The following is a 23,755-nucleotide window of genomic DNA, read 5'->3' on the forward strand; positions in this document are numbered from 1 at the left end:
GGAGGATTTTTTATAGAGCAACTCGTAATTGAAATAAGAGTTTAAAACTAAGTGTTGGCGTTTATTTATTCCAGAACTGCCACCATCTACGTTCTTTTTTGACACGTTGACCGGTTATCATCATTTCGCTATCGGGAAAGTTCAATTTGAAAACACGGGCAGAGTCATTGCTTAATTGAACCATGCCTAACTTTTCATAGGACTTAGTCAGAATATAAAGCGCTTCCTCTACAGCGGGTGCACGGTCATAGTCACGAATCACCAGCTGAGCACGATTGGCTGCAGCTAGATAAGCACCGCGTTGATAGTAAAAGCGCGCCACGATAACATCCGCTTCTGCAAGGGAGTTCACAATGTAGCGCATCCGATCTAATGAGTCGGGAGCATATTTGCTGTCTGGGAAGCGTTCTACAACGACCTTGAAAGATTCAAATGCTTCTTTAGCTGCTTTAGGGTCGCGTTCACTTAGATCTTGGCCGGTGAATTTACCTAGCCATCCCAAATCGTCATTAAATGTAATGAGGCCTTTTAAGTAATAGGCGTAATCTAAATTAGGGCTACCTTGATGCAGCTTAATAAAGCGATCAATTGCAACGAGCGCTTGAGTTTGTTCTTGAGCTTTCCAGTAGCAATAGGCAGAGTTGATTTGCGCTTGTTGTGAGTAAGGGCTAAATGGAAAGCGTGCCTCTAATTTCTCAAAGTATTTACCGCATTTAGCATAGTCGGCATCGTTGAGTTTGTCGGTGGCCTCTGAATAGAGTTTTGCTTCAGACCAAATATCGGTGTCGTCTTTGGTGCCATCGCTACCTGCGCACCCACCTAACAACATGAGCGCAAAAATGAAGGCAAAAAGTAGGGCAAGAGGGGCTCCATATAAACGGAACCTCTTTTTTTGTGGGGAAGAATTCCCAGCAAGCCTTAAACTGGCGTCTGATATTACGTCGGACATAACTGAAAGGCTTTTTAAGCGTGGCATTGCCGCAAACTCCTGATTCGAATCCCATTGATTATATCGATGATGAGGATTTCATCTCCTTAGATATCCCTTTGGAGATGGCTGGCGAACGCTTGGATAAGGTGCTAGCGCAGTCTTTGCCTGATTATTCACGTAACCGCCTTAAGGCGTGGGTTGAGGCTGGAGCAGTGATGGTCGACGGAAAAGTCACTAAAGCCCGCTATTTGCTGCATGGGGGTGAAAGTATTAAGGTATTTCCGCAGGAAATGCCTGAGCAATTTGCCTTTAGCGCTGAAGATATCCCCTTGGATGTGGTCTATGAGGATGAGGCCATCATCGTGGTAAACAAGCCGCCAGGCTTGGTAGTTCATCCAGCGGCCGGCAATTGGTCGGGGACCCTCCTCAATGGACTCCTATTTCATTACCCTGAGCTAAAGCAGCTGCCCAGGGCCGGAATTGTGCATCGCCTGGATAAAGACACATCCGGATTAATGGTGGTTGCCAGAACCTCCCAGGCCCAAACCTCTCTGGTGCGACAACTTCAAGAGCGAACGGTAGGGCGCCGCTATCTTGCTTGGGTGTGGGGTAATGCTCCAAGTCAGGGCAAGGTCCTGGCATCTGTTGGCCGTGATCAAAGGGATAGATTAAAAATGGCCGCCGGCAGCCCCCAAGGAAAGCCCGCTGCCACTATCTATCGATGTTTAGCAAAAGGGTTCTTTGAGGAGTCCCCTGTAGCCCTATTGGAGTGTCGACTTGAGACTGGTCGCACCCATCAGATTCGTGTCCACCTTGAATCACTTGGCTTTCCCTTGGTCGGTGATCCGGTGTATCGCAAAAAGACGCCAGGAGTAGCCAAAAACCTGGCATTCCATCGCCAGGCATTACACGCCTTTGCGCTGAGCCTTCAGCATCCAGTTAAAAGCGATCTCATGACTTGGTTTCGATTGCCACCACAAGACATTATGGATTTACTGCCTCAACTGGAAATGAATAATGATGTTCTCCCAAAAGAAGTCTCGGTATTGGCCTCTATAGAAAACGAATTGCGCTCATGAGTTTCATTGCTCCTAAGTGGTCAGCGCCAAATTCAGTTAAAACCTTGGTGAGCACAAGAGAGGGTGGTGTTAGTCATCAGCCCTTTGACTCACTCAATCTTGGCGATCATGTGGGCGATGATCTAAACCATGTTTTGATCAATAGAGCTATTTTTAGCAAAGAGCTTCCAGCCGAACCTATTTGGTTAAACCAAGTCCATGGCACATCCGTGAGCACACCGCAAAGTCGTCTTTTATATCAAGATTCATCGATTAAAGCTGATGCTTCTGTGACTAATGTTCCAGGAGAGGTATTGGTCATCATGACTGCTGACTGCTTGCCTGTGCTTTTTACGAATCAAGAGGGGTCTGTTGTTGGTGTTGCGCATGCAGGCTGGAGAGGACTTTGCGCTGGAGTTTTAGAAAATACACTTATCGAGTTACTCAATCTCACAGAGGATAAAAATCCCGCAAACATAATTGCTTGGTTGGGACCAGCTATTGGGCCGGATGCCTTTGAGGTTGGAGAGGAAGTGGTTACGGCCTTCAAAAAATCCGGCTCATCCATTCCTATTAATGCATTTAAGGAAATTCCACATAAGCCTGGCAAGTATTTAGCTGATATTTACCAATTGGCAAGAGGGCGCTTAGAGTCCAGCGGTGTCAAATTGATTTCTGGAGGTGAATATTGCACCGTGCGAGATCAAGAGCAATTCTTTTCCTATCGTCGCGATGGTGAAACGGGAAGATTTGCTTCGGCAATCTGGATTAAAAAATAGTCTTAATGCATGCGGGTTACTACTAGCCTTTGCAGCAAGCTAGGGTTATTGCGTATAACTCTATAGTGCTTAAGGGCGGAGAATGTCTCTAATTAATTGAAGAGACTACTATGTTTGCAGGCATGAATACCGGTGCAACGCCTTCTTTGGCGCCGCATCATATGGCGCTAATTCCGCCAGAGCGTTTATCTGAAATTCAAAAAGACTATTTCACAGAATTAGCGCACATTGCAACCAATCCTGAGGCGATTGAAGTAAAGGATCGTCGTTTCGCAGGAAAGGCTTGGCATTCATCATGGAGCAAAGTTATTGCTGCCACCTATTTGCTTAATTCCAAACATCTGATGGCTTTGGCAAAAGCTGTTGAGACCGATGAAAAGTCAAAGCAGAAAATTTTGTTCACTACCGAGCAGATGATTGATGCGCTCTCTCCATCAAACTTCATTGCAACCAATCCTGAAGTACTCGAAAGCATTATTAGCTCACAAGGACAATCCATTCAAAAAGGGATTGTGAATTTGTTGGGCGATATGAAAAAGGGTAAGGTCTCACAAACCGATGAGTCTGCTTTTGAGGTGGGTAAAAATATTGCTACAACCGAAGGCCATGTGGTGTTTCGTAATGAATTGTTTGAACTCATTCAATACACACCATTAACGGAACAGGTATTTGAGCGCCCATATTTGATGGTGCCACCTTGCATTAATAAATATTACATTTTGGATTTGCAGCCCGATAACTCAGTGGTTCGCCATATGGTTAGCCAAGGCCACACCGTTTTCTTGGTATCTTGGAAAAATCCAGATGCCTCTATGGCCCAAGTCAGCTGGGATGATTATGTTGGTAAAGGCGTCATCAAGGCAATTGATGTGGTTAAAGAGATTGGCGATACCAAGCAAATTAATATTTTGGGATTCTGTGTTGGCGGGACATTAACTACCTCTGCTTTGGCAGTCTTGGCTGCGCGAGACGAACATCCAGCAGCCAGCCTTACCCTTTTAACTACCTTATTGGATTTCACAAATACTGGCATTCTGGATATCTTTATTGACGAAGGTATGGTCGAGATGCGTGAGAACACCATCGGTGGCAAAGGTGGTAAGTACGGCATGATGTCTGGTCTCGACTTGGGCAACACCTTTTCGTTCTTACGCCCAAATGATTTGGTCTGGAATTACGTGGTAGAGAACTATCTCAAGGGAAATTCGCCGCCACCGTTTGATTTGTTGTATTGGAATGGCGACTCTACTAATTTACCAGGCGCTATGTATTGTTGGTATTTGCGTCATACCTATTTACAAAATGATTTGGTAAAGCCAGACAAAGTCAAAATTTGTGGCGAGAAGATAGATCTCGGAAAAATTAAATGCCCTGCATATTTGTACGCTTCGCAAGAGGACCACATTGTGCCTTGGCAATCTGCATATGAGTCAACTCATATCTTGAAAGGTAAAAATCGTTTTGTTCTTGGGGCATCAGGACATATTGCTGGCGTAATTAATCCACCTGCAAAAAATAAACGCTATTACTTCGAAAATAACAAGATTGCGCCTACGGCAAATGAGTGGCTCGAAGGTGCAAAACAAATTACCGGAAGTTGGTGGCCTGACTACACCAAGTGGCTAGAGCAATTTGGTGGGGATAAGAAGGCGGCCAGCGGCACTTTTGGTAACGCAAAGTACAAAAAAATGGAAGCTGCACCTGGCAAGTATGTCAAAGAAAAGGCAACGCCAGAGCTTAAGTAATAACTAACGAAGGTTTTTTAAAGGGGAAAGTAATGTCTCAAAAAGTCGCATATGTAACTGGTGGTATGGGTGGTATCGGTACCGCTATTTGTCAACGTCTTGCCAAAGACGGTTTTAAGGTTATCGCTGGTTGTGGCCCAAATTCGCCACGTAAAGACCGCTGGATCGGCGAACAAAAGGCCCTTGGCTTTGACTTTATCGCCTCTGAAGGCAACGTTTCCGACTGGGACAGCACTGTTGCTGCCTTTGACAAGGTTAAGGCTGAAGTTGGTCGCGTAGATGTTTTGGTAAATAACGCCGGCATCACTAGGGATAGCGTATTTCGCAAAATGACCCCAGACGCTTGGAAGGCGGTTATTGACACGAACTTGAACTCCCTATTTAACGTTACCAAGCAGGTGATTGACGGTATGGTTGAAAATAATTGGGGCCGTGTGATCAATATCTCCTCTGTAAATGGTCAAAAAGGTCAATTTGGTCAAGCCAACTATTCGACAGCTAAGGCAGGTCTTCATGGTTTTACGATGGCTTTGGCTCAAGAAGTTGCCACTAAAGGGGTAACAGTAAATACCGTTTCTCCAGGCTACATCGGTACCGATATGGTTAAGGCGATCCGTGAAGACGTTTTGGAGAAAATTGTTGCCGGTATTCCAGTGAAGCGTTTGGGGACTCCTGAAGAAATTGCCTCTATTTGCTGCTGGATTGCATCTGATGATGGTGGTTACGCCACTGGTGCGGACTTCTCATTGAATGGCGGTATTCATACTGGTTAATATTGCGCTGCAGCAATTTAATTAGTATGTGCAGGACGCAACACAGCGTATTTACCTTTTGGTCAAACTAGGACTAAACTACGCTCGTGTTGCGTTGCAGTAAAAAAGTAAGGAAAAAAATGGTAACCCGCGCTAAACGATCTGACCAAGATCGCCTCATTAAGAAGTATCCAAATCGCCGTCTCTACGATACCCAAACTAGCACCTATGTCACCTTATCTGACATTAAGAGCCTAGTAATGGGAAATGAAGTCTTCAAGGTTGTTGACGCCAAGACGGAAGAAGATTTGACGCGCAACATTTTGTTGCAAATTATTCTTGAAGAAGAGGCTGGTGGTGCGCCTGTTTTCTCTACTCAAATGCTTTCCCAAATCATTCGTTTCTATGGAAACTCCATGCAAGGATTGATGGGGAATTATCTCGAAAAGACAATGCAATCTTTTGTAGATATCCACAATAAGCTTGGTGATCAAACCAAGGGGCTTGGCGCTGGTAGTACTCCAGAGGCTTGGTCACAGATGATGAATCTGCAAAACCCGCTCATGCAAGGTTTAATGGGTAACTATATGGAGCAGAGCAAAGATCTTTTTATTAAGATGCAAGAGCAAGTACAAGGCTCACAAAATATCTTTGGAAATTTCCCATTTACAGCTCAGCCAAATAAGACTGAAAAAGACTAGTTGTGGCTGGAAAAATTGGATTTGTATCCTTAGGATGTCCTAAGGCGCTAGTAGATTCAGAGCTCATCCTGACGCAACTCAGTGCAGAAGGTTACGAGACTGCTAAAGATTATTCCGGTGCAGACCTCGTTGTTGTAAACACCTGTGGTTTTATCGATTCCGCCGTAGAGGAGAGTCTTTCCGCGATTGGCGAGGCTCTAGCAGAAAACGGCAAAGTGATTGTCACTGGTTGCTTGGGTGCCAGGAAGAATGCGGATGGAAACGATCTGATCTCCAGCATTCACCCTAAGGTCCTTGCTGTGACAGGGCCGCACGCTACCAATGAGGTGATGCAAGCGATTCATTTGCATCTACCCAAGCCGCATGATCCATTTGCAGATTTAGTACCACCTGCTGGCGTCAAACTAACACCAAAGCATTACGCCTACCTCAAAATTAGCGAAGGCTGTAACCACCGCTGTACTTTTTGCATCATCCCTAATATGCGCGGTGATCTTGTATCAAGACCTATTGGCGAAGTCTTGTTAGAGGCCAAACGCTTGTTTGAGTCAGGCGTAAAGGAGCTGTTGGTAGTATCGCAAGATACAAGTGCCTATGGTGTGGATATTCAATATCGAACAGGTTTTTGGGATGGCAAACCCGTTAAAACCAAGATGTTTGATTTGGTAAACGCCTTAAATCAAATTGCCCGTGAGCATCAGGCTTGGGTAAGATTGCACTATGTCTATCCTTATCCGCATGTAGACGACGTCTTGCCCTTAATGGCTCAATTCTCGGAGCATGGTTATGGCGTTCTGCCGTATTTAGATATTCCACTACAGCATGCACATCCAGATGTTTTGAAACGTATGAAGCGTCCTGCTAGTGGCGAAAAAAATATAGAGCGCATTTCAGCATGGCGACGAGCGTGTCCTGATTTAGTCATTCGCAGTACTTTTATTGCAGGCTTTCCCGGTGAGACCGAGGAAGAGTTTGAGTATTTACTCAACTTTTTGGATGAGGCGCAAATTGATAGAGCGGGTTGCTTTGCTTATTCGCCGGTAGAGGGTGCCACAGCAAATCTGTTGGATAACCCCGTTCCAGATGAAATTCGTGAGGAACGGCGTGCTCGTTTCATGGCAAAAGCAGAGGAAATCTCGATTAAACGACTTGCTAAAAAAATAGGCAAACGCATTCAGGTCATCATTGATCGCGTTGATGAATCAGGCGGTATTGGCAGAAGTATTGGTGATGCCCCTGAAATTGACGGTCTGGTGAGGGTTTTGCCACCAAGCAAGCCCTCAAAACGCTATCGTGCAGGAGAAATCATTCGTGCGACAGTCATTAGCTCCCAAGGGCATGACCTAATAGCCGAAACTTGACGAATCGAATAAAACTGATAGTTGGATTGCTTATTTAGTAATTATTTAGTGCAGTGTCAGCCTAATTATTGGGCTTAGTAAAGGGGATTGATATGAGTCGTGATGTCGTTGTCTTAAGTGCAGTTCGTTCCGCAATTGGCACCTTTAATGGTTCTCTCAGCAGCTTTGAGCCTTCAGAGCTCGGCGGCATTGTGATGAAAGAGGCGGTTGTACGCTCTGGTGTGGATCCAGCGTTAATTAATTACGTGACCGTAGGAAATACGATTCCTACAGATAGTCGCTATGCCTATGTTGCTCGCGTGGCTTCGATTCAAGCAGGTCTTCCAATGGAATCTGTAGCGATGGCGCTCAATCGTTTATGCAGCTCCGGCTTGCAAGCGATCGTGACCACTGCTCAGCAGATCATGTTGGGTGATTGTGATTACGGTGTTGGCGGTGGCGTTGAGGTAATGTCCCGCGGCATGTATGGTTCGCCAGCAATGCGCAGTGGTGCACGTATGGGTGACACTAAGATGCTGGACTTGATGGTTGCTGTTCTAACGGATCCATTTGGCGTTGGTCATATGGGCGTAACTGCAGAAAACCTTGTTGAAAAATGGAAACTGACTCGTGAAGAGCAGGATGCATTAGCAGTTGAGTCGCATCGCCGTGCTGCAAATGCAATTAAGGAAGGCCGTTTCAAATCTCAGATCGTGCCAATCACCATCAAAACCCGCAAGGGCGATATCGTGTTTGATACTGACGAACATTGCAAGCCAGACACCACAATGGAAACACTCGGCAAGATGAAAGCCGTATTTAAGAAAGAAGGCGGCTCTGTTACTGCTGGTAATGCTTCTGGCATTAACGATGGCGCAGCATTCTTTGTATTGGCTGATGCTGAGACTGCCAAGAAGGCTGGTCATAAGCCTATCGCACGTTTAGTTTCTTATGCGGTTGCCGGTGTACCAAACCATATCATGGGTGAAGGTCCAATTCCTGCCACTAAATTGGCTCTTGAGCGTGCTGGTCTCAAACTAGATCAAATTGATGTGATTGAGTCGAATGAGGCTTTTGCCGCACAGGCTTTGGCTGTTACTAAGGGCTTAGGTTTGGATCCTGCTAAGACTAACGTTAACGGTGGTGCTATTGCTTTGGGTCACCCAATTGGCTGCTCAGGTGCAGCGATTGCTACTAAAGCAATCCATGAATTGCATCGCGTCCAAGGTAAATACGCTTTGGTAACAATGTGTATTGGTGGCGGTCAAGGTATTGCCACCATTTTTGAGCGTCTATAAGCTATAGGAATATATAGCCGTCAAAATATTATGCTGATCTCTTAGGTAAAAACTTAAGAGATTAGTAGTAAAGCAGCATCTAAGCCGACTCGGTCAAAAGCCGCGTCGGCTTTTTCTTTGACAACTGGTTTTGCTTGATAGGCAACACTAATACCTGAACCATTCATCATGATTAAATCATTGGCGCCGTCTCCCATGGTGATGGCGTTGGCTTTTGAGAAACCAAGGCGAGCGCACGCTTCATCCAAATGAGCAGCCTTGGCTGCGCCATCCACGATATCGCCAAGTACTTTGCCGGTGAGCTTGCCATCGATAATTTCTAATGTATTGGCCTGCGTTTGCTTGAATCCCAACTGCTCACGCAGCTTTTCAGTAAAGAAAGTAAACCCGCCAGAGACCAGGAGGGTGTACAACCCTCGTTCATAGGCACCAGCTAATAGTTCAGCTGCACCAGGATTGGGGCGTAAGCGCTCGCGATAAACAGATTCAAGCGCGTCAGCATGGACGCCCTCAAGCAAGGCAACACGCCTGCGCAAACTTTCTTTAAAGTCTTTGATTTCTCCGCGCATGGTAGCTTCTGTAATTTCCGCTACAGCGGATTTCTTGCCTGTGTAGTCGGCGATCTCATCAATACATTCGATATTAATTAAGGTTGAGTCCATGTCCATCGCTAGGACGCGAATGTCTTGTGGTATCAGATCGGATCTCAGAAAACATAGATCAGCATTAAAGTTTGCAGAAATCGTTCTAAGCTGCTCCCGTTGAGCGGTATCTAAATTAGCGTTGGCTTCAAGACGTTCGACATAGTAGGTTCCATTGCCCCTTTGTCCGCCAATAGAATGGAGCGAAACACCAAATTTTGACGCTTGATCCTTTAAAGTAAAGACCAGTTTTTCAGCTATAGGATTTCTGGAGAGGGCAACAAGGATTTGGTGATTGGGCATGACTTAATAATAATCGGATTATGAGTTGACTTTAGCTGAGCTTAAGACGGCTGAATCATTGAGACGTCGCAAGATATTGCGAATGGCATCTAGTCTCTGTTCAAGCTTCTCAAATTCACGGTCTTTCTGAGGAAGTACTTTTAATTTATCCTGCCCATTGAGTTGGATGTGCTTTGAGGACTGGATAAGCTGAATGATCTTCATTGGATCAATGGGCGGGTTCGGGATGAATTGAATCTGTATGGATATAGGAGTTGCATCAATCTTTTTGATGCCAAAACCGGTCATCTCTAGACGTAGGCGATGCGTCTCATAAAAAGATTTGGCTTGGTCCGGTAGATCGCCAAAGCGATCTACTAGCTCTTCGCGTAAGCCCATCAATTCGGAAAAATCATGTGTCCCAGCAAAGCGCTTGTATAAGGATAGGCGTTCATGCACATCAGGACAATAATCTTCTGGAAGTAGGGCGGGAACACCAAGATTGACATCGGTTGTTGCTTGAAGTGGGGATAGCAAGTCAGGTTCTTTGCCGTTGCGTAAGGACTTAACAGCCCGATTGAGCATTTCGGTATACAGCTGGAAACCAATTTCATGGATTTCACCGGATTGCTTATCGCCCAACACTTCACCAGCCCCACGAATCTCTAAGTCATGCATGGCTAAATAAAAGCCAGAGCCGAGCTCTTCCATTGCTTGAATGGCATTGAGCCTTAGCTGTGCTTGTTTGCTTAGCGCCTCTGGATCGGGCACTAGCAAATAGGCATACGCTTGATGATGAGAACGACCTACACGACCACGTAATTGATGTAGCTGCGCTAAGCCAAACTTATCTGCGCGATGCATGATGATCGTATTGGCCGTAGGTACGTCAATGCCCGTTTCAATAATGGTGGTGCACAACAATATATTGGTGCGCTGCGTAACAAATTCACGCATGACAGATTCCAGTTCGCGCTCATGCATTTGACCGTGGGCAACACTAATACGCGCTTCTGGAATAAGCTCTTGCAATGCATGTTTACGGTTCTGAATGGTTTCAACTTCGTTATGTAAAAAGTAAACCTGACCACCACGTTTAATTTCGCGTAGAACGGCTTCTCGAATGACGCCATCCCCTTCACGCCGCACAAAGGTCTTAATTGCTAGGCGCTTTTGGGGTGCTGTGGCGATAATCGAAAACTCGCGCAACCCTTCCATAGCCATGCCCAATGTTCTAGGTATTGGTGTAGCTGTCAGTGTGAGGATATCGACCTCGGCACGTAATGCCTTCAGAGCATCCTTTTGACGAACCCCAAAGCGATGCTCCTCATCTACGATAACCAAGCCGAGGTTTGCGAATTGAGTCTCTTTTGAAAGTAATTTATGCGTTCCAATAATGATGTCTGCATCGCCTTTGGCAATAGCTTCTAAGGCTGCATTGATTTCCTTGGTGGTTTTAAAGCGTGATAGTTCGACAATGCGCACGGGCCAATCTGCAAAACGATCCTTCCAGGTGGCTACATGTTGTTCTGCAAGCAGGGTGGTTGGTGCCAAGATGGCAACTTGCTTTCCGCCCATGACGGCCACAAAGCTTGCGCGCAGCGCAACCTCTGTTTTACCAAAGCCTACATCACCACAAACTAGGCGATCCATAGGTGTACCACTAGTCATATCGCCTATTACCGCAGCAATCGCATTAGCTTGATCAGGGGTTTCTTCAAATCCAAAGCTTTCTGCGAAAGCAGCGTAGTCATGAGCTGAAAATTCAAAGGCGTGTCCTTTGCGAATTGCTCTGGCTGCATATAGTCCTAGCAGTTCGGCGGCGGTGTCACGAATTTGCTGAGCAGCTTTGCGCTTCGCTTTATCCCACTGTCCAGAGCCTAATTGATGCAGCGGTGCTGAATCAGGATCGGAGCCTGCATAACGAGTCACCATCTGTAATTGCTGTACAGGGACGTATAAGGTCGCTTGTCCTGCATACTGTAGATGGAGGAACTCTTCAAAAATGGGAGCTTCTTTTGGTGGCGCTAAATTCAAGAGAACTAAGCCTTGGTATCGCCCAATACCATGCTCTGCATGTACTACAGGATCACCGATCTTCAGTTCAGAAAGATCTTTAAAGAGCATGTCGGGATCGGCATTCTCACTTGCTTTCCCTTTACGTCTCTGTCTTGCAGTTGTAGTGAATAACTCTGCCTCAGTAATGACGAGAAGATTTTCTGCGGGCCAAGAAAATCCATTAAAGAGTGGGGCAGTGACTAGACCAAATGCAGAATCACTCTTAATAAACTCAGCAATACTATCGAAGCCTTCTGGTTTTAGGGGATAGAGTGGCTTGCCGTCTTGCCCAGCTACGGAATTACTTTCGTCAAAAAGCTGGCGAATGGATTCTTTGCGACCTGCGCTATCACTACAAACTAATACGCGAACTTTTTCTGATGCCACAACTTTGCGAAGGAGGTTGATAGGGTCAGTGTCACGACGATGCACTGCAATATCAGGCACTGGGAGAAATTGGCTCTTAGCTGCCGCATCCTTTTCGAGGGTTAAGCGTGCATAGGGTTTAGAAAGGGTAAAAAATTCATCAACGTCTAGGAATAGTTCTTTTGGAGGAAGAATAGGGCGATCTAAATCATGCTTAAGGAACTCATAACGAGAGAAGGTATCCTTCCAAAATCCTTTGATGGTCTCTTCAATATGACCAATGCTAACAAGCCATACAGGATCGCCCGAGCGAGGAAAATAATCAAAGAGGTTGGAGCGCTCTTCAAAAAAAAGCGGTAGGTAAGACTCAATTCCTGCGCTGGGTATACCTAGGTTGGCATCTTTATAGATTGAGCAGCGACTCGGATCGCCCTCAAAGACTTCACGCCAGCGACCCCTAAAGGCGGTGCGCGAGACATCATCAAATGGAAACTCATGTCCAGGCAGCAGGCGAACTTCTTTAACCGGATATAGGCTGCGCTGAGTATCAGGATCAAATGCGCGAATTTGTTCAATCTCATCACCGAATAAATCTAATCGATAAGGTAAATTAGATCCCATTGGGAATAAGTCAAACAGCCCGCCTCGAATACTGTATTCACCAGGGCGCATTACCGCGCTTACAGGATCATAGCCAGCTTGTTGCAGTTGTAGCTTTAAAGCAGCCTCATTGAGCTTATCGCCTTGTCTGAAGAAAAAGGTGTGACCAGATAAAAAGTTTGGAGGCCCTAGTCTTTGTAATGCGGTTGTTATTGGCACCAACACAATGTCGCAACTACCATTGAGTAACTCATAAAGTGTGGCGAGTCGCTCGGAGACTAAATCTTGATGTGGTGAGAAATGGTCGTAGGGAAGAATTTCCCAGTCAGGAAGGAGTCTCGTTTTTAACTGTGGAGCAAAAGCGGGAATTTCTTCCAGAAGGCGCTGAGCTTCCTGGGCTTGAGCGCAGAAGATCACCATGACTGAAAACTGATTGCGATAGCGCAGGGCAGTTTGGGCAATTAAGGCGGCATCAGCTGATCCTACTAGCCCAGAAAAGGTAAAGCGCTGCCCAGCCCGCGGAGCGGGTATGGGGGGTGCTAGATTTAATGCGTCAGACATCTGGGCTCATTATAGAATCAGGCATGGATTCTGGAAATCACACAAACAAACGTTGCCATGCACTTTTGCCAACGGCAGGCACAGGGTCACGCTTGGGCGGCGAATTACCAAAGCAGTTCCAGCAATTGGTTGGAAGGCCCATGGTTTCTTATGCGCTAGAGGCCTTTCAGGAATGCCCTCAGATCGAATCCATTTGGATTGGTGTTACCCCCAGTTTTATTACCAATCCAATTTTGCAAACTATTGCTCAGTCCGATTCAGGGATTCATGTGGTACCAACAGGCGGTCCAACCAGACAAGAGACTGTGCGCAATACCTTGGCTGCGATGATGGAATCCGGCGTTTCCGAAAATGACTGGATATTGGTGCATGATGCAGCTAGACCGGGTATTACACCAACATTAATTCAAAAGTTAATTCACTCGGTCCAATCATCCAAAAGTGGTGGCATCTTAGCTGTTCCGCTAGCAGATACATTAAAGCAAGCAGATCTTGATTCAGTGGTTGCCGGAAACATCCCGCACTCAGAAAGAACCATTCCCAGAGAACATCTTTGGCTGGCCCAAACCCCGCAGATGTTTGGATTAAAACAATTGCATGATGCTATTGATAACGCCATTCGTCTTGAAGCCGATGTGACGGATGAGGCCAGTGCGATTGAGCTCGCTGGCGATAAGCCTCTATTAATTGAAGGTGCTGCACGTAACTTTAAAGTCACGCACCCAGCTGACTGGGAATTGATGCAATTGCTTTTAAGCTCGGGTAACAAGTCAACATCATAGGCCTCCCCAATGACTCAAACTAATTCACACTTCCCGCAGTTCCGTATTGGTCAGGGCTACGATGTGCATGCCTTAGTCGCCGATAGAAAACTAATTTTGGGCGGTGTTCATATTCCTTTTGAAAAAGGTCTGCTGGGACACTCTGATGCAGATGCCTTGTTGCATGCACTAACAGATGCATTGCTTGGGGCAGCTGGCCTAAATGATATTGGACAGTTATTTCCAGATACGGACCCTCAATTTAAGGGTATGGATAGTCGAATTTTGCTCAGGGCTGCCTTGCAAAAGGTTCAGGCAGCCGGTTTCCAGATTGGTAATGTGGATGCAACCATCATTTGCCAGAAGCCAAAATTAGCTGATTTTTTGCCAGAAATGGTCCGCAATATTGCTGCTGATTTAGCCGTGACCCCCAGCCACGTTAATCTCAAGGCCAAGACCAATGAGTCACTTGGCCATTTGGGCAGAGGCGAGGGCATCGCCGTCCATGCGGTAGCTTTGCTCTATAAGGCCTAAAAGATCCTCTAAAACCCTAGGCATTGTAGAATTATGGTCTTTAGAGTGAAGTCTAGGCTTGGCAGTTTGCGGATATTCGCGAGGATGGCGAAATTGGTAGACGCACCAGGTTTAGGTCCTGACGCCAGAAATGGTGTGGGGGTTCGAGTCCCCCTCCTCGCACCACAAGATTGCTACTTGGCTTGGACTTCACATTTCCAGATTTCAATTAAGAGACGAGAATAGCTGTGCAGATAGAAAATTTAGGTTCACTAGACCGCAAAATGACTTTGGAATTCGCGCGTGCCGATTTGGCAAAAGCCCGCGAAGCCCGTTTAGCTAAAGTTGGTAAGACCATGAAAATGGCTGGCTTTCGTCCAGGCAAGGTTCCAAAGAATCTCGTTGAAAAACAGCATGGCATGCAAGTTGATTTCGAATTGCAGTTCGATAAAGCTGCTGAAATGTTTTATGAGCTTGCGCAAAAAGAGGGTGTCGCTTTAGCGGGTCAACCGCGTCTTGAGCCAAAGAGTGAACTTGATGCAGATAAAGTGGTTTTTGATGCCTTCTTTGAAGTATTGCCAGAAGTAAAGATTGGTGACTTCAGCTCAGCAGAAGTTACAAAATACTCAACCGAAATTGGTGAAGCTGAAATTGATCGCGCTTTAGATGTATTGCGTAAGCAGCAGGTTCACTACCACCCACGTGGTGAGGCTGGCGCTCATGGTGACGGCGGCTCTAATACCGCAGCACAAAACGGCGACCAAGTGGTTATTGATTTCGTCGGTAGGATTGATGGCGTTGAGTTTGCTGGCGGTAAAGCAGAGAACTTTGAATATGTTTTGGGTGAAGGTCGCATGCTTCCTGAGTTTGAAGCGGCCACCTTGGGTCTTAAGTCAGGCGAAAGCAAGTCCTTCCCATTAAGTTTTCCAGCGGATTACCACGGTAAAGATGTAGCAGGTAAAACTGCTGAATTCACAATTACGGTTAAGTCCGTAAATTGGGCACATTTGCCAGCCGTCGATGATGCCTTCGCATTGTCTTTGGGTGTTACTGAAGGCGGTGTTGCAAAAATGCGTGCTGAAGTAAAAGAAAATTTAGAGCGCGAAGTGAAGCGTCGCATCACTTCCTTGCTTAAGAATGAAGTGATGGATAAGCTCAATAGCCTTTGTGAACTCGATGTTCCTAAGTCCTTGGTTGCCTCTGAGCAAGAACGTTTAGTTGAAGGCGCACGTCAGGATTTGATGCAGCGTGGCGTTCCGAATGCGAAAGATGCCCCGATTCCTGCGGAGATTTTTGCAGAACAGGCAACTAAGCGCGTTCGTCTTGGCTTGATTTTGAGCGAGCTGGTTAAAAATCAAAACTTGGCCGCTACCGCCGATCAAATTAAGGCTGAAATTGATGAGCAAGCAGCTACTTATGAAGATCCTAAAGAGGTTGTACGCTGGTTCTACAGCAATCCCGGTCGTTTGAAAGATATTGAGAACTTGGTTCTTGAGGATAACGTAATCAAATACTTCACATCTCAAGCTAAAGTTAACGATAAAGCCGTGACTTTTGAAGAGCTCAGCAAGCTAAACTAAGCTATCCACATACCAATAAGAGGTTTCAAAATGATTCACAATCATTCTCATTCTGACAATCTAGAGCCACAAGGCCTCGGCCTAGTTCCTATGGTGATTGAAACCTCTGGTAGGGGTGAGCGAGCGTACGACATCTACTCCAGATTATTGCGTGAGCGCGTAGTTTTTTTAGTTGGCGAAGTAAATGATCAAACTGCCAATTTAGTAATAGCTCAGCTATTGTTCCTCGAGAGTGAAAATCCAGACAAAGAAATTTCACTGTATATCAATTCTCCAGGCGGATCGGTTTCAGCGGGCTTGGCGATTTACGACACGATGCAATTTATCAAACCGCATGTCAGCACCTTGTGCATGGGCATGGCTGCTAGTATGGGCGCATTCTTGTTGTGTGCAGGTGAAAAAGGGAAGCGATATGCCTTACCTAATTCTCGCGTCATGATTCATCAACCATTAGGTGGCGCACGCGGTCAAGCATCAGATATTGAGATTCAAGCACGTGAGATTTTGTATTTGCGTGAGCGCCTTAACAAAATCCTGGCAGATCGTACTGGTCAATCGATCGAAACGATTGCGAAAGATACGGATCGCGATAACTTTATGTCAGCAGAACAAGCACGAGAATATGGCTTGATCGATAAGGTTATTGAAAAGCGCCCTTAATTTGCATTAGAAATTTATTGAGTTTATTTTGAGCGATACCAACACAACTAATTCAACAGACAAAATTCTGTATTGCTCTTTTTGTGGCAAAAGTCAGCACGAAGTTAAAAAACTCATTGCGGGCCCTTCTGTGTTTATTTGTGATGAGTGCATCGATCTTTGCACTGACATCATTCAGGAGGAAATTGCTAAGCTTCCAAAGGAAGAGGGTGATGATTCATTACCAACACCGCATCAAATTCGTGAAAACCTAGATCAATATGTCATTGGTCAGAATCATGCAAAGAAAACCTTGGCAGTTGCTGTCTACAACCACTACAAGCGCTTGCAATACTTGCCTAAGCCCAAAAAAGAGAAGCTAGATAAAGATGGTAAGCCTGTAGAGGTCTCAGATAAGAAAGAATCCAAGACCCCAGCCAAGGCAATTGTTGACGGTGTTGAACTCGCAAAGAGCAATATTCTGTTAATTGGGCCTACTGGCTCAGGCAAGACTCTGTTAGCCCAAACTTTAGCTCGCATGTTAGACGTTCCATTCGTGATGGCTGATGCAACCACTTTAACTGAGGCTGGTTATGTGGGTGAAGACGTTGAGAATATTATCCAGAAGTTACTGCAAGCCTGCGACTACAACGTAGAAAAAGCGCAGCGCGGTATTGTTTACATTGATGAGATCGATAAGATTTCACGCAAGTCAGACAATCCATCCATTACTCGCGACGTATCGGGTGAGGGTGTTCAGCAAGCGCTATTAAAGCTAGTGGAAGGCACCATGGCTTCTGTGCCGCCACAAGGCGGTCGTAAACACCCCAATCAAGATTTCTTACAAGTAGATACGACGAATATTTTGTTCATTTGTGGTGGTGCCTTTGACGGCCTTGAAAAGGTTATTCAACAACGTACCGCTAAAACGGGTATTGGCTTTAATGCAACCGTGCCCGGCAAGGATGATCGCGGTGTAAGTGACCTCCTAGTTGAAGTTGAACCAGAAGACTTGATTAAATTTGGCTTGATTCCTGAGTTAATTGGTCGTTTACCGGTGGTTGCAACATTGGCCCAATTGGATGAAGAAGCTTTAATTCAGATTCTGACTGAACCTAAGAACGCTTTAGTTAAGCAATATCAAGCCCTCTTGACCATGGAGGGTTCTGAGTTGGAGGTGCGTCGAGAAGCGCTTTCTGCTATCGCTAAAAAGGCTATTGCACGTAAAACGGGTGCTCGTGGCCTGAGATCGATTTTGGAGGGCTCATTGATGGATGTTATGTATGACTTACCTTCTCTGAAGAATGTCCAAAAAGTCGTTATTGATGAAAATAGCATTGCCGAGGGCGGCAAACCCCTTTTGGTCTACAAACAGGATGCTGAACAAGCAGATTTAAGCAAAAAAGCTTAAATTCTTAGGGTTTTCGCTATTTTTGGGGCATTTTTGCCCCATTTTTGTCTTTTTACCCCTTGTTTTTCTCAAATGATTACCCATATAGGTAGTATGCTATTCATGAATTATGTCTGTATTTAGTGGCTACATATTTAAATGCTGCTGAATATGGCTTTTGAGGTTTGATTATTTTGGAGGATTTGCCCCATGCCTGGCCACTTATTACTACCCTCTGAACCTATTCAACTACCTTTACTCCCGTTGCGGGACGTAGTTGTATTTCCTCATATGGTGATCCCTCTGTTTGTAGGGCGTCCAAAATCAATAAAAGCCCTAGAAGCTGCCATGGAAACTGGCAAAAATGTTTTGCTAGTAGCCCAAAAAGCAGCCGCTAAGGATGAGCCTGTCATTGAGGATCTGTATGAGGTAGGCTGCATTGCGAATATTTTGCAAATGTTGAAGTTGCCAGATGGCACTGTAAAGGTGCTTGTGGAAGGTGTGCAGCGCGCTGAAGTGAGTCAAATTGAGGATAGTCTTGGCTATTTCAATTGCGAAGCTACTCCAACAGCAATCAATGCTGTTGATGCCCATGAAACCGAAGCATTACGTCGTGCAATCATGGCTCAATTTGATCAATACGTAAAACTCAATAAAAAAGTGCCCCAAGAGATTCTGTCTTCTTTGGGTGGCATCGATGATCCAAGTCGTTTGGCTGATACCATTTGTGCGCACTTGCCAGTCAAGCTTGAGCAGAAACAACGTTTACTGGAAATGACGGATGTTGTGCAGCGTTTGGAAAGCTTGCTTGCAGATCTCGAGAGTGAGATTGATATTCTGCAAGTAGAGAAGCGTATTCGTGGACGTGTGAAGCGTCAGATGGAAAAGAGTCAGCGTGAGTACTACTTGAATGAACAAGTAAAAGCCATTCAAAAAGAGTTGGGTGAAGGAGAAGAGGGTGCTGATCTAGAGGAGTTAGAGAAGCGTATCAAAGCTGCACGCATGCCCAAGGAAGCTTTGAAGAAAGCTGAGTCTGAGCTTAAGAAATTGAAGCTAATGTCGCCTATGTCTGCTGAGGCTACGGTGATTCGAAACTTTATTGATACGCTGGTGAATTTGCCATGGAAGAAAAAAACCAAGATTAATAATGACCTCGCAAATGCTGAAAAAGTATTGGATGAAGATCACTATGGCTTGGATAAAGTTAAAGAGCGCATCTTGGAGTATCTCGCGGTTCAGCAACGTGTTGATCGCGTAAAGGCCCCAATTCTTTGCTTGGTTGGACCTCCGGGCGTTGGTAAAACCTCTTTAGGGCAATCTATTGCTCGAGCCACTAACAGAAAGTTTGTGCGTATGGCCTTGGGAGGCGTGCGCGATGAATCTGAGATTCGTGGTCATCGCCGTACCTATATTGGATCTATGCCTGGCAAGATTCTCACTAGCCTGACGAAGGTTGGGGTACGTAATCCATTATTCCTCTTAGATGAGGTTGATAAGATGGGTATGGATTTCCGTGGAGACCCAGCCAGTGCTTTGCTAGAGGTTTTAGATCCAGAACAAAACCATACCTTCCAAGATCATTATGTTGAAGTCGACTTTGATCTTTCTGATGTGATGTTTGTTGCAACCTCTAACTCCTTGAACATTCCAGGACCATTGCTTGATCGTCTGGAAATTATTCGTCTTGCTGGATATACAGAGGATGAGAAGACAAGCATTGCAGTCAATTATTTGATTCCTAAGCAAATCAAAAATAATGGTTTGAAAAAAGACGAGCTCAAGATTGAAGATAGCGCTGTACGCAATATGATTCGCTACTACACTCGCGAGGCTGGAGTCCGTTCTTTAGAGCGTGAAATCAGCAAGATCTGCCGCAAGGTGGTCAAGCTATTGCTTTTGAAGAAAGAGGCGGCACCTGTTGTTGTAAATGCAGACAACCTGGAGAAGTTTCTTTCTGTTCGTATGTATGACTTTGGTTTGGCTGGTAAAGAAAATCAAGTTGGCCAGGTTACTGGCTTAGCATGGACAGAGGTAGGCGGCGACTTGCTCACTATTGAAGCAGCAGTTATGCCAGGTAAGGGCGTCATTACTCGCACCGGCTCGATCGGTGATGTGATGAAAGAGTCTGTTGAGGCTGCACGCACAGTTGTTCGCTCTAGAGCAAAACGCCTCGGTATTGCTGATGAATCTTTTGAAAAGAAAGATATTCATATTCACTTTCCAGATGGTGCGACGCCTAAAGATGGTCCTTCCGCTGGTATCGCCATTACAACGGCTTTAGTGTCTGTCTTTACTGGTATTCCGATTCGCTCAGATGTTGCCATGACGGGCGAAATTACGCTGCGCGGTGAAGTCTTGCCTATTGGTGGATTGAAAGAGAAATTATTGGCAGCACACCGTGGCGGAATTAAGTTGGCTTTGATTCCAGAGGAGAATGTAAAAGATCTGATTGATATTCCAGATAACGTCAAGAATGCGATCGAAATTGTTCCCGTTCGCTGGATTGATAAAGTCCTGGAGTTGGCGTTAGAGAGAATGCCTGAAGCCTTGCCGGATCCTACTCCTGAAGAGTTGGCTAAGAAGGCTACAGAAGCTGGTAAAGCAAGTGAAAAAGGCGCTGCTCCGGACGTTCTTAAGCACTGAAAATAGGGTAATTTTCCGCTTAGATCGCCTAAGTAATATAGGCTGATTTAGCGGAAAATCCACCCAATACCTGCTCTTAGGTTACAATCTCAGCTGTAATATTTTTGGGGCGCTTAGCTCAGTTGGTAGAGCGTCTGCCTTACACGCAGAATGTCGGGAGTTCGAGCCTCTCAGCGCCCACCAAATTATTACCATCCCCCATATGCCTGCTCAGGCATTTCAACACTCTTTAGCCTCAGCCCTAGTAAACTCCTAGTATTCATATTTTTACTAGCGAACTTTTTCATGTTTGATACCGTCCGTAAGCACCAACGAATTCTGCAGTTAGCCTTGATGCTCTTAATCGTGCCATCTTTTGCTTTTTTTGGTATCTCAAGTTATTCCAGCTTTTTGGATAAAGAAACTGATCTTGTGAAAGTCAACGGTAAGCCTATCACTGCGCAGGAGGTCGACTCTGCTGCAAAACGTCAAGCAGAACGCGTCGGTGGAAATGCACAGATTGCACAGAGCCTACCCTTTAGGCAGGCCATTTTGAATGAGTTATTACAACAGCGTATTTTGGGTTTTGCTGTTGGCAATCTCCGCTTGCAAGTTGGGAAAGAGGCGCTCGTTAAAAGTTTGCAGAATATTCCACAAATTCGTGCGCTATATAAACAAGATGGCAGTTTTGATGATGCTCGCTTTAAGCAATTATTGGCAAGCAATGGTTTAAATGAAGAGCAGTTTTATGCAAGCCAAGCTTTTGATCTGAAAATTGGCCAGTTGGTTAACTCTGTAGCTCGCACAGAAATTGCTAGCCCAAAATTATCTGAAATCATTTCAACTCTCTATGAAACTGAACGTCAAGTGCAAGCGATGTCGTTCGATGCCAAAGATTACTTGTCCAAAGTAAATCCTTCCCAAGAGGATTTGCAGACTTTCTATAACGCTAATGCCAAGCTCTTTGAGAGCCCTGAATATGTTGATGTTGAGTACATTGTTCTCAAGACGGATCCAAAGGATGACGCCAAGGTGTTTAGTGAAAAGGCGGATCAGTTTGCCAATATGACTTATGACCAGTCAGACAGCTTAAAGCCTGCCGCAGATAAGCTAAAGCTGAATGTTCAAACGCAGAAAGGGGTTACTCGCTCTGGTGTAACTGGTGTTGGAAAGGATCACCCATTGGCTAACCCCAAGGTTATTCAATCTCTTTTTGGGGATGAGGCTGTTAAGAATAAGCGCAACATAGAAGCCGTGCAAACTTCACCAGGCGTTTTTGTTTCGGCACGTGTAGTCACTTTTCACCCGGCACAAACTTTGCCATTCAAAGATGTGGCGGCAGAAGTCAAGCGACAAGTCAGTCAGCGCATGGCTGAGAAATTGGCCACCAGCGCTGCGGCGGACCGCTATGCGGCATTGCAAAAAGATCCCAAAAGCGCCTCTGGCTTTGCTGCTCCAATCTGGGTATCTCGTAACAAGCCTGGGAATTTGGTAGGCGGAGCGCTTGATGATGTGATGTCGGTTAATCCCGATAAATTTCCTGCAGTGGTGTCCGTTCAAAATCCTGGTGTCGGCACGATCTTGTATCGGGTAGATCAGCTTCGTCAACCCACTGGTGTAGATGCAAAGGTGCACAAAGCGCAAGCCCAGCAAATACAGGCATTGGCTGCTCAATCGGAGTTTGCAGGGTTTATGGCTTACTGGCGTGATGTGGCTGGAGTAAAAGTCATCAACCCCCTCAAGCCGTCTTCATCGGGCTCAGGCAGCTAAGTTATTTACCCTTTAGTAGTGTTCGGTAGGGTGCCATAGCGTCCCATACGTTTTTGAAGAGAATGGGCTGCGCTTGTTCATTTGGATGAATACGATCAGCTTGAAATAAAGTGGTATCAGAAGCAACCCCTTTTAAAAAGAAGGGGAGTGATTGCACATTTTCTTGAGATGCCAATTTTGTATATAGGTTCTTAAACTGCTTGGTATATTCCTGCCCGTAGTTGGGTGGTATCTGCATACCAAATAAGAGTACTTTTGCTCCAGACTTTTTGCTCAGCTGAATCATCTTGCGCAAATTATTTTCAGATTCCTGGATTGATAGTCCGCGCAGGGCATCATTTGCGCCAAGCTCCAAGAGTACGATTCCTGGTTTCTTTTGTTCTAAGAGTTTCGATAATCTAGCTAGGCCTCCAGAGCTTGTTTCGCCGCTGATGCTCGCATTAAACACGCTCCATCGGCTTTCTTCCTTGTGAAGTTGATCTTCTAGAAGTCTTACCCAGCCAGATCCCCGGGCCAAGCCATATTCTGCTGATAGGCTGTCACCCATCACCAAAATAGTGGTATTTGTCTGCGCGTAGGTGCTAATGGGAATTAGCAGGCAAAATAGGGTGACCGCCATGAATGTGGACGACAGTTTTTTACTCAAGAAGTTCAACCAAATCATTTGATGCATTTATGAGTATTCCGGTAAAGGTTCTTAGTGCGATACATCTAGGTAAACAGGTTTTATCTAGTGACGGATCATTAACTATTTTGCACGACATTAGCTTTGATGTCTGCGAGGGAGAAAGCGTTGCCATTACTGGTGCGTCTGGATCTGGTAAAAGTACATTGCTTGGCCTTCTAGCTGGTTTGGACACACCCACCAGTGGTCATGTTGAGTTGGCTTCTCATAATTTAAATCAACTAGATGAAGATGGACGAGCCAAGCTAAGGGGTCAAAAAGTGGGGTTCGTATTTCAATCCTTGCAGTTGCTGCCCCACTTAACGGCGCTTGAAAATATTATGCTTCCAGCCGAGCTGAACGGACTTAACTCTCCCAAGGAGAATGCTCTAATTTGCCTTCAACAAGTGGGCTTATCTGATCGAGCAAACCACTTTCCCAAAACACTTTCTGGGGGTGAGCAACAGCGAGTAGCTCTTGCTAGGGCCTTCATCATGAAGCCCGCCATCTTGTTTGCTGATGAGCCCACGGGTAGCCTGGATGAGCAGAGTGGGAGCCGGGTTATTGACCTGCTTTTTGAGCTTAATAGGGTAAATCATTCGACCCTGATTCTGGTAACCCACGACCAAGCCCTAGCCGATCGGTGCCAGCGGCAATTACACCTTCAGGGTGGTCGATTGCTGTAGGCAAAACCTTATAATCTA

General features: G+C 45.6%; 19 protein-coding genes and 2 tRNA genes. 17 read left to right on the forward strand and 4 right to left on the reverse strand.

The window, feature by feature from the left end; all coding sequences use genetic code 11:
- Nucleotides 1-61: 61 nt before the first annotated feature.
- Nucleotides 62-949 (reverse strand): outer membrane protein assembly factor BamD, encoded by an 888-nt coding sequence (locus ICV36_RS04730; RefSeq protein WP_215401425.1) that lies wholly within the window; start codon nt 947-949, stop codon nt 62-64.
- A gap of 20 nt (nt 950-969) precedes the next feature.
- On the opposite strand from ICV36_RS04730, the gene ICV36_RS04735 reads away from it, so the two are divergent.
- From ICV36_RS04735 to ICV36_RS04765, 7 genes are all read left to right on the forward strand, one after another.
- On the forward strand, nt 970-2,010 hold the full coding sequence (locus ICV36_RS04735) for an RluA family pseudouridine synthase (RefSeq protein WP_215401426.1): 1,041 nt from the start codon (nt 970-972) through the stop codon (nt 2,008-2,010).
- The gene (gene pgeF, locus ICV36_RS04740) at nt 2,007-2,768 is read left to right on the forward strand and encodes a peptidoglycan editing factor PgeF (RefSeq protein WP_215401427.1); all 762 of its coding nucleotides are present in this window, start codon (nt 2,007-2,009) and stop codon (nt 2,766-2,768) included. Before ICV36_RS04735 ends, pgeF begins: the two co-directional genes overlap by 4 nt.
- A 110-nt stretch (nt 2,769-2,878) precedes the next feature.
- On the forward strand, nt 2,879-4,513 hold the full coding sequence (phaC, locus tag ICV36_RS04745) for a class I poly(R)-hydroxyalkanoic acid synthase (RefSeq protein WP_215401428.1): 1,635 nt from the start codon (nt 2,879-2,881) through the stop codon (nt 4,511-4,513).
- Nucleotides 4,514-4,545: 32 nt separating this feature from the next.
- A complete protein-coding gene (locus ICV36_RS04750) occupies nt 4,546-5,286 on the forward strand; it encodes a 3-ketoacyl-ACP reductase (RefSeq protein ID WP_215401429.1) in 741 nt (246 codons plus the stop codon).
- Nucleotides 5,287-5,405: 119 nt separating this feature from the next.
- Nucleotides 5,406-5,966, forward strand: a complete 561-nt coding sequence (phaR, locus tag ICV36_RS04755) for a polyhydroxyalkanoate synthesis repressor PhaR (RefSeq protein ID WP_215401430.1) — start codon at nt 5,406-5,408, stop codon at nt 5,964-5,966.
- Nucleotides 5,967-5,968: 2 nt separating this feature from the next.
- The gene (gene rimO / locus ICV36_RS04760) at nt 5,969-7,327 is read left to right on the forward strand and encodes a 30S ribosomal protein S12 methylthiotransferase RimO (protein WP_215401431.1); all 1,359 of its coding nucleotides are present in this window, start codon (nt 5,969-5,971) and stop codon (nt 7,325-7,327) included.
- Between the two features lie 92 nt (nt 7,328-7,419).
- On the forward strand, nt 7,420-8,604 hold the full coding sequence (locus ICV36_RS04765; protein WP_215401432.1) for an acetyl-CoA C-acyltransferase family protein: 1,185 nt from the start codon (nt 7,420-7,422) through the stop codon (nt 8,602-8,604).
- A gap of 53 nt (nt 8,605-8,657) precedes the next feature.
- On the opposite strand, the gene serB is transcribed toward ICV36_RS04765, so the two are convergent.
- Nucleotides 8,658-9,548, reverse strand: a complete 891-nt coding sequence (gene serB, locus ICV36_RS04770) for a phosphoserine phosphatase SerB (RefSeq protein WP_215401433.1) — start codon at nt 9,546-9,548, stop codon at nt 8,658-8,660.
- A gap of 18 nt (nt 9,549-9,566) precedes the next feature.
- The gene (mfd, locus tag ICV36_RS04775) at nt 9,567-13,112 is read right to left on the reverse strand and encodes a transcription-repair coupling factor (protein ID WP_215401434.1); all 3,546 of its coding nucleotides are present in this window, start codon (nt 13,110-13,112) and stop codon (nt 9,567-9,569) included.
- A 23-nt stretch (nt 13,113-13,135) separates the two neighbouring features.
- Between mfd and ispD the strand changes: the two genes are divergently transcribed.
- The 9 genes from ispD (at nt 13,136) to ICV36_RS04820 (ending at nt 22,387) form a co-directional block, all read left to right on the forward strand.
- A complete protein-coding gene (gene ispD / locus ICV36_RS04780) occupies nt 13,136-13,894 on the forward strand; it encodes a 2-C-methyl-D-erythritol 4-phosphate cytidylyltransferase (protein ID WP_215401435.1) in 759 nt (252 codons plus the stop codon).
- Between the two features lie 9 nt (nt 13,895-13,903).
- Complete coding sequence (ispF, locus tag ICV36_RS04785) at nt 13,904-14,407, forward strand: 2-C-methyl-D-erythritol 2,4-cyclodiphosphate synthase (RefSeq protein WP_215401436.1); 504 nt, start codon at nt 13,904-13,906, stop codon at nt 14,405-14,407.
- Nucleotides 14,408-14,485: 78 nt separating this feature from the next.
- A tRNA-Leu gene (locus ICV36_RS04790) sits at nt 14,486-14,572 on the forward strand.
- Between the two features lie 56 nt (nt 14,573-14,628).
- Nucleotides 14,629-15,966, forward strand: a complete 1,338-nt coding sequence (gene tig / locus ICV36_RS04795; RefSeq protein WP_215401569.1) for a trigger factor — start codon at nt 14,629-14,631, stop codon at nt 15,964-15,966.
- 30 nt (nt 15,967-15,996) lie between these two features.
- A complete protein-coding gene (gene clpP, locus ICV36_RS04800; RefSeq protein WP_215401437.1) occupies nt 15,997-16,626 on the forward strand; it encodes an ATP-dependent Clp endopeptidase proteolytic subunit ClpP in 630 nt (209 codons plus the stop codon).
- A 28-nt stretch (nt 16,627-16,654) separates the two neighbouring features.
- Nucleotides 16,655-18,016, forward strand: a complete 1,362-nt coding sequence (gene clpX / locus ICV36_RS04805; protein ID WP_215401438.1) for an ATP-dependent Clp protease ATP-binding subunit ClpX — start codon at nt 16,655-16,657, stop codon at nt 18,014-18,016.
- A 189-nt stretch (nt 18,017-18,205) separates the two neighbouring features.
- Nucleotides 18,206-20,638, forward strand: a complete 2,433-nt coding sequence (lon, locus tag ICV36_RS04810; protein ID WP_215401439.1) for an endopeptidase La — start codon at nt 18,206-18,208, stop codon at nt 20,636-20,638.
- A gap of 107 nt (nt 20,639-20,745) precedes the next feature.
- Nucleotides 20,746-20,821, forward strand: a tRNA-Val gene (locus ICV36_RS04815).
- Nucleotides 20,822-20,923: 102 nt separating this feature from the next.
- Nucleotides 20,924-22,387 carry a peptidylprolyl isomerase gene (locus ICV36_RS04820; protein WP_215401440.1) on the forward strand — a complete coding sequence of 488 codons (1,464 nt, stop codon included), beginning with the start codon at nt 20,924-20,926 and terminating at the stop codon, nt 22,385-22,387.
- 1 nt (nt 22,388) lies between these two features.
- On the opposite strand, the gene ICV36_RS04825 is transcribed toward ICV36_RS04820, so the two are convergent.
- On the reverse strand, nt 22,389-23,006 hold the full coding sequence (locus ICV36_RS04825; protein ID WP_215401570.1) for an arylesterase: 618 nt from the start codon (nt 23,004-23,006) through the stop codon (nt 22,389-22,391).
- A 56-nt stretch (nt 23,007-23,062) separates the two neighbouring features.
- Here ICV36_RS04825 and ICV36_RS04830 point away from each other — a divergent pair, with 56 nt between their 5' ends.
- Nucleotides 23,063-23,737, forward strand: a complete 675-nt coding sequence (locus ICV36_RS04830) for an ABC transporter ATP-binding protein (protein ID WP_215401441.1) — start codon at nt 23,063-23,065, stop codon at nt 23,735-23,737.
- Nucleotides 23,738-23,755: the final 18 nt, after the last annotated feature.

The organism is Polynucleobacter sp. MWH-UH35A (genome assembly GCF_018687075.1).
Classification (GTDB): Bacteria; Pseudomonadota; Gammaproteobacteria; order Burkholderiales; family Burkholderiaceae; genus Polynucleobacter.

Coding starts and splice junctions, on each gene's coding strand:
- ICV36_RS04730 (WP_215401425.1), bottom strand. CDS start 949: ATGTCCGACGTAATATCAGACGCCAGTTTAAGGCTTGCTGGGAATTCT.
- pgeF (WP_215401427.1), top strand. CDS start 2,007: ATGAGTTTCATTGCTCCTAAGTGGTCAGCGCCAAATTCAGTTAAAACC.
- phaC (WP_215401428.1), top strand. CDS start 2,879: ATGTTTGCAGGCATGAATACCGGTGCAACGCCTTCTTTGGCGCCGCAT.
- ICV36_RS04750 (WP_215401429.1), top strand. CDS start 4,546: ATGTCTCAAAAAGTCGCATATGTAACTGGTGGTATGGGTGGTATCGGT.
- phaR (WP_215401430.1), top strand. CDS start 5,406: ATGGTAACCCGCGCTAAACGATCTGACCAAGATCGCCTCATTAAGAAG.
- ICV36_RS04765 (WP_215401432.1), top strand. CDS start 7,420: ATGAGTCGTGATGTCGTTGTCTTAAGTGCAGTTCGTTCCGCAATTGGC.
- serB (WP_215401433.1), bottom strand. CDS start 9,548: ATGCCCAATCACCAAATCCTTGTTGCCCTCTCCAGAAATCCTATAGCT.
- mfd (WP_215401434.1), bottom strand. CDS start 13,112: ATGTCTGACGCATTAAATCTAGCACCCCCCATACCCGCTCCGCGGGCT.
- ispD (WP_215401435.1), top strand. CDS start 13,136: ATGGATTCTGGAAATCACACAAACAAACGTTGCCATGCACTTTTGCCA.
- ispF (WP_215401436.1), top strand. CDS start 13,904: ATGACTCAAACTAATTCACACTTCCCGCAGTTCCGTATTGGTCAGGGC.
- clpP (WP_215401437.1), top strand. CDS start 15,997: ATGATTCACAATCATTCTCATTCTGACAATCTAGAGCCACAAGGCCTC.
- lon (WP_215401439.1), top strand. CDS start 18,206: ATGCCTGGCCACTTATTACTACCCTCTGAACCTATTCAACTACCTTTA.
- ICV36_RS04820 (WP_215401440.1), top strand. CDS start 20,924: ATGTTTGATACCGTCCGTAAGCACCAACGAATTCTGCAGTTAGCCTTG.
- ICV36_RS04825 (WP_215401570.1), bottom strand. CDS start 23,006: ATGGCGGTCACCCTATTTTGCCTGCTAATTCCCATTAGCACCTACGCG.
- ICV36_RS04830 (WP_215401441.1), top strand. CDS start 23,063: ATGAGTATTCCGGTAAAGGTTCTTAGTGCGATACATCTAGGTAAACAG.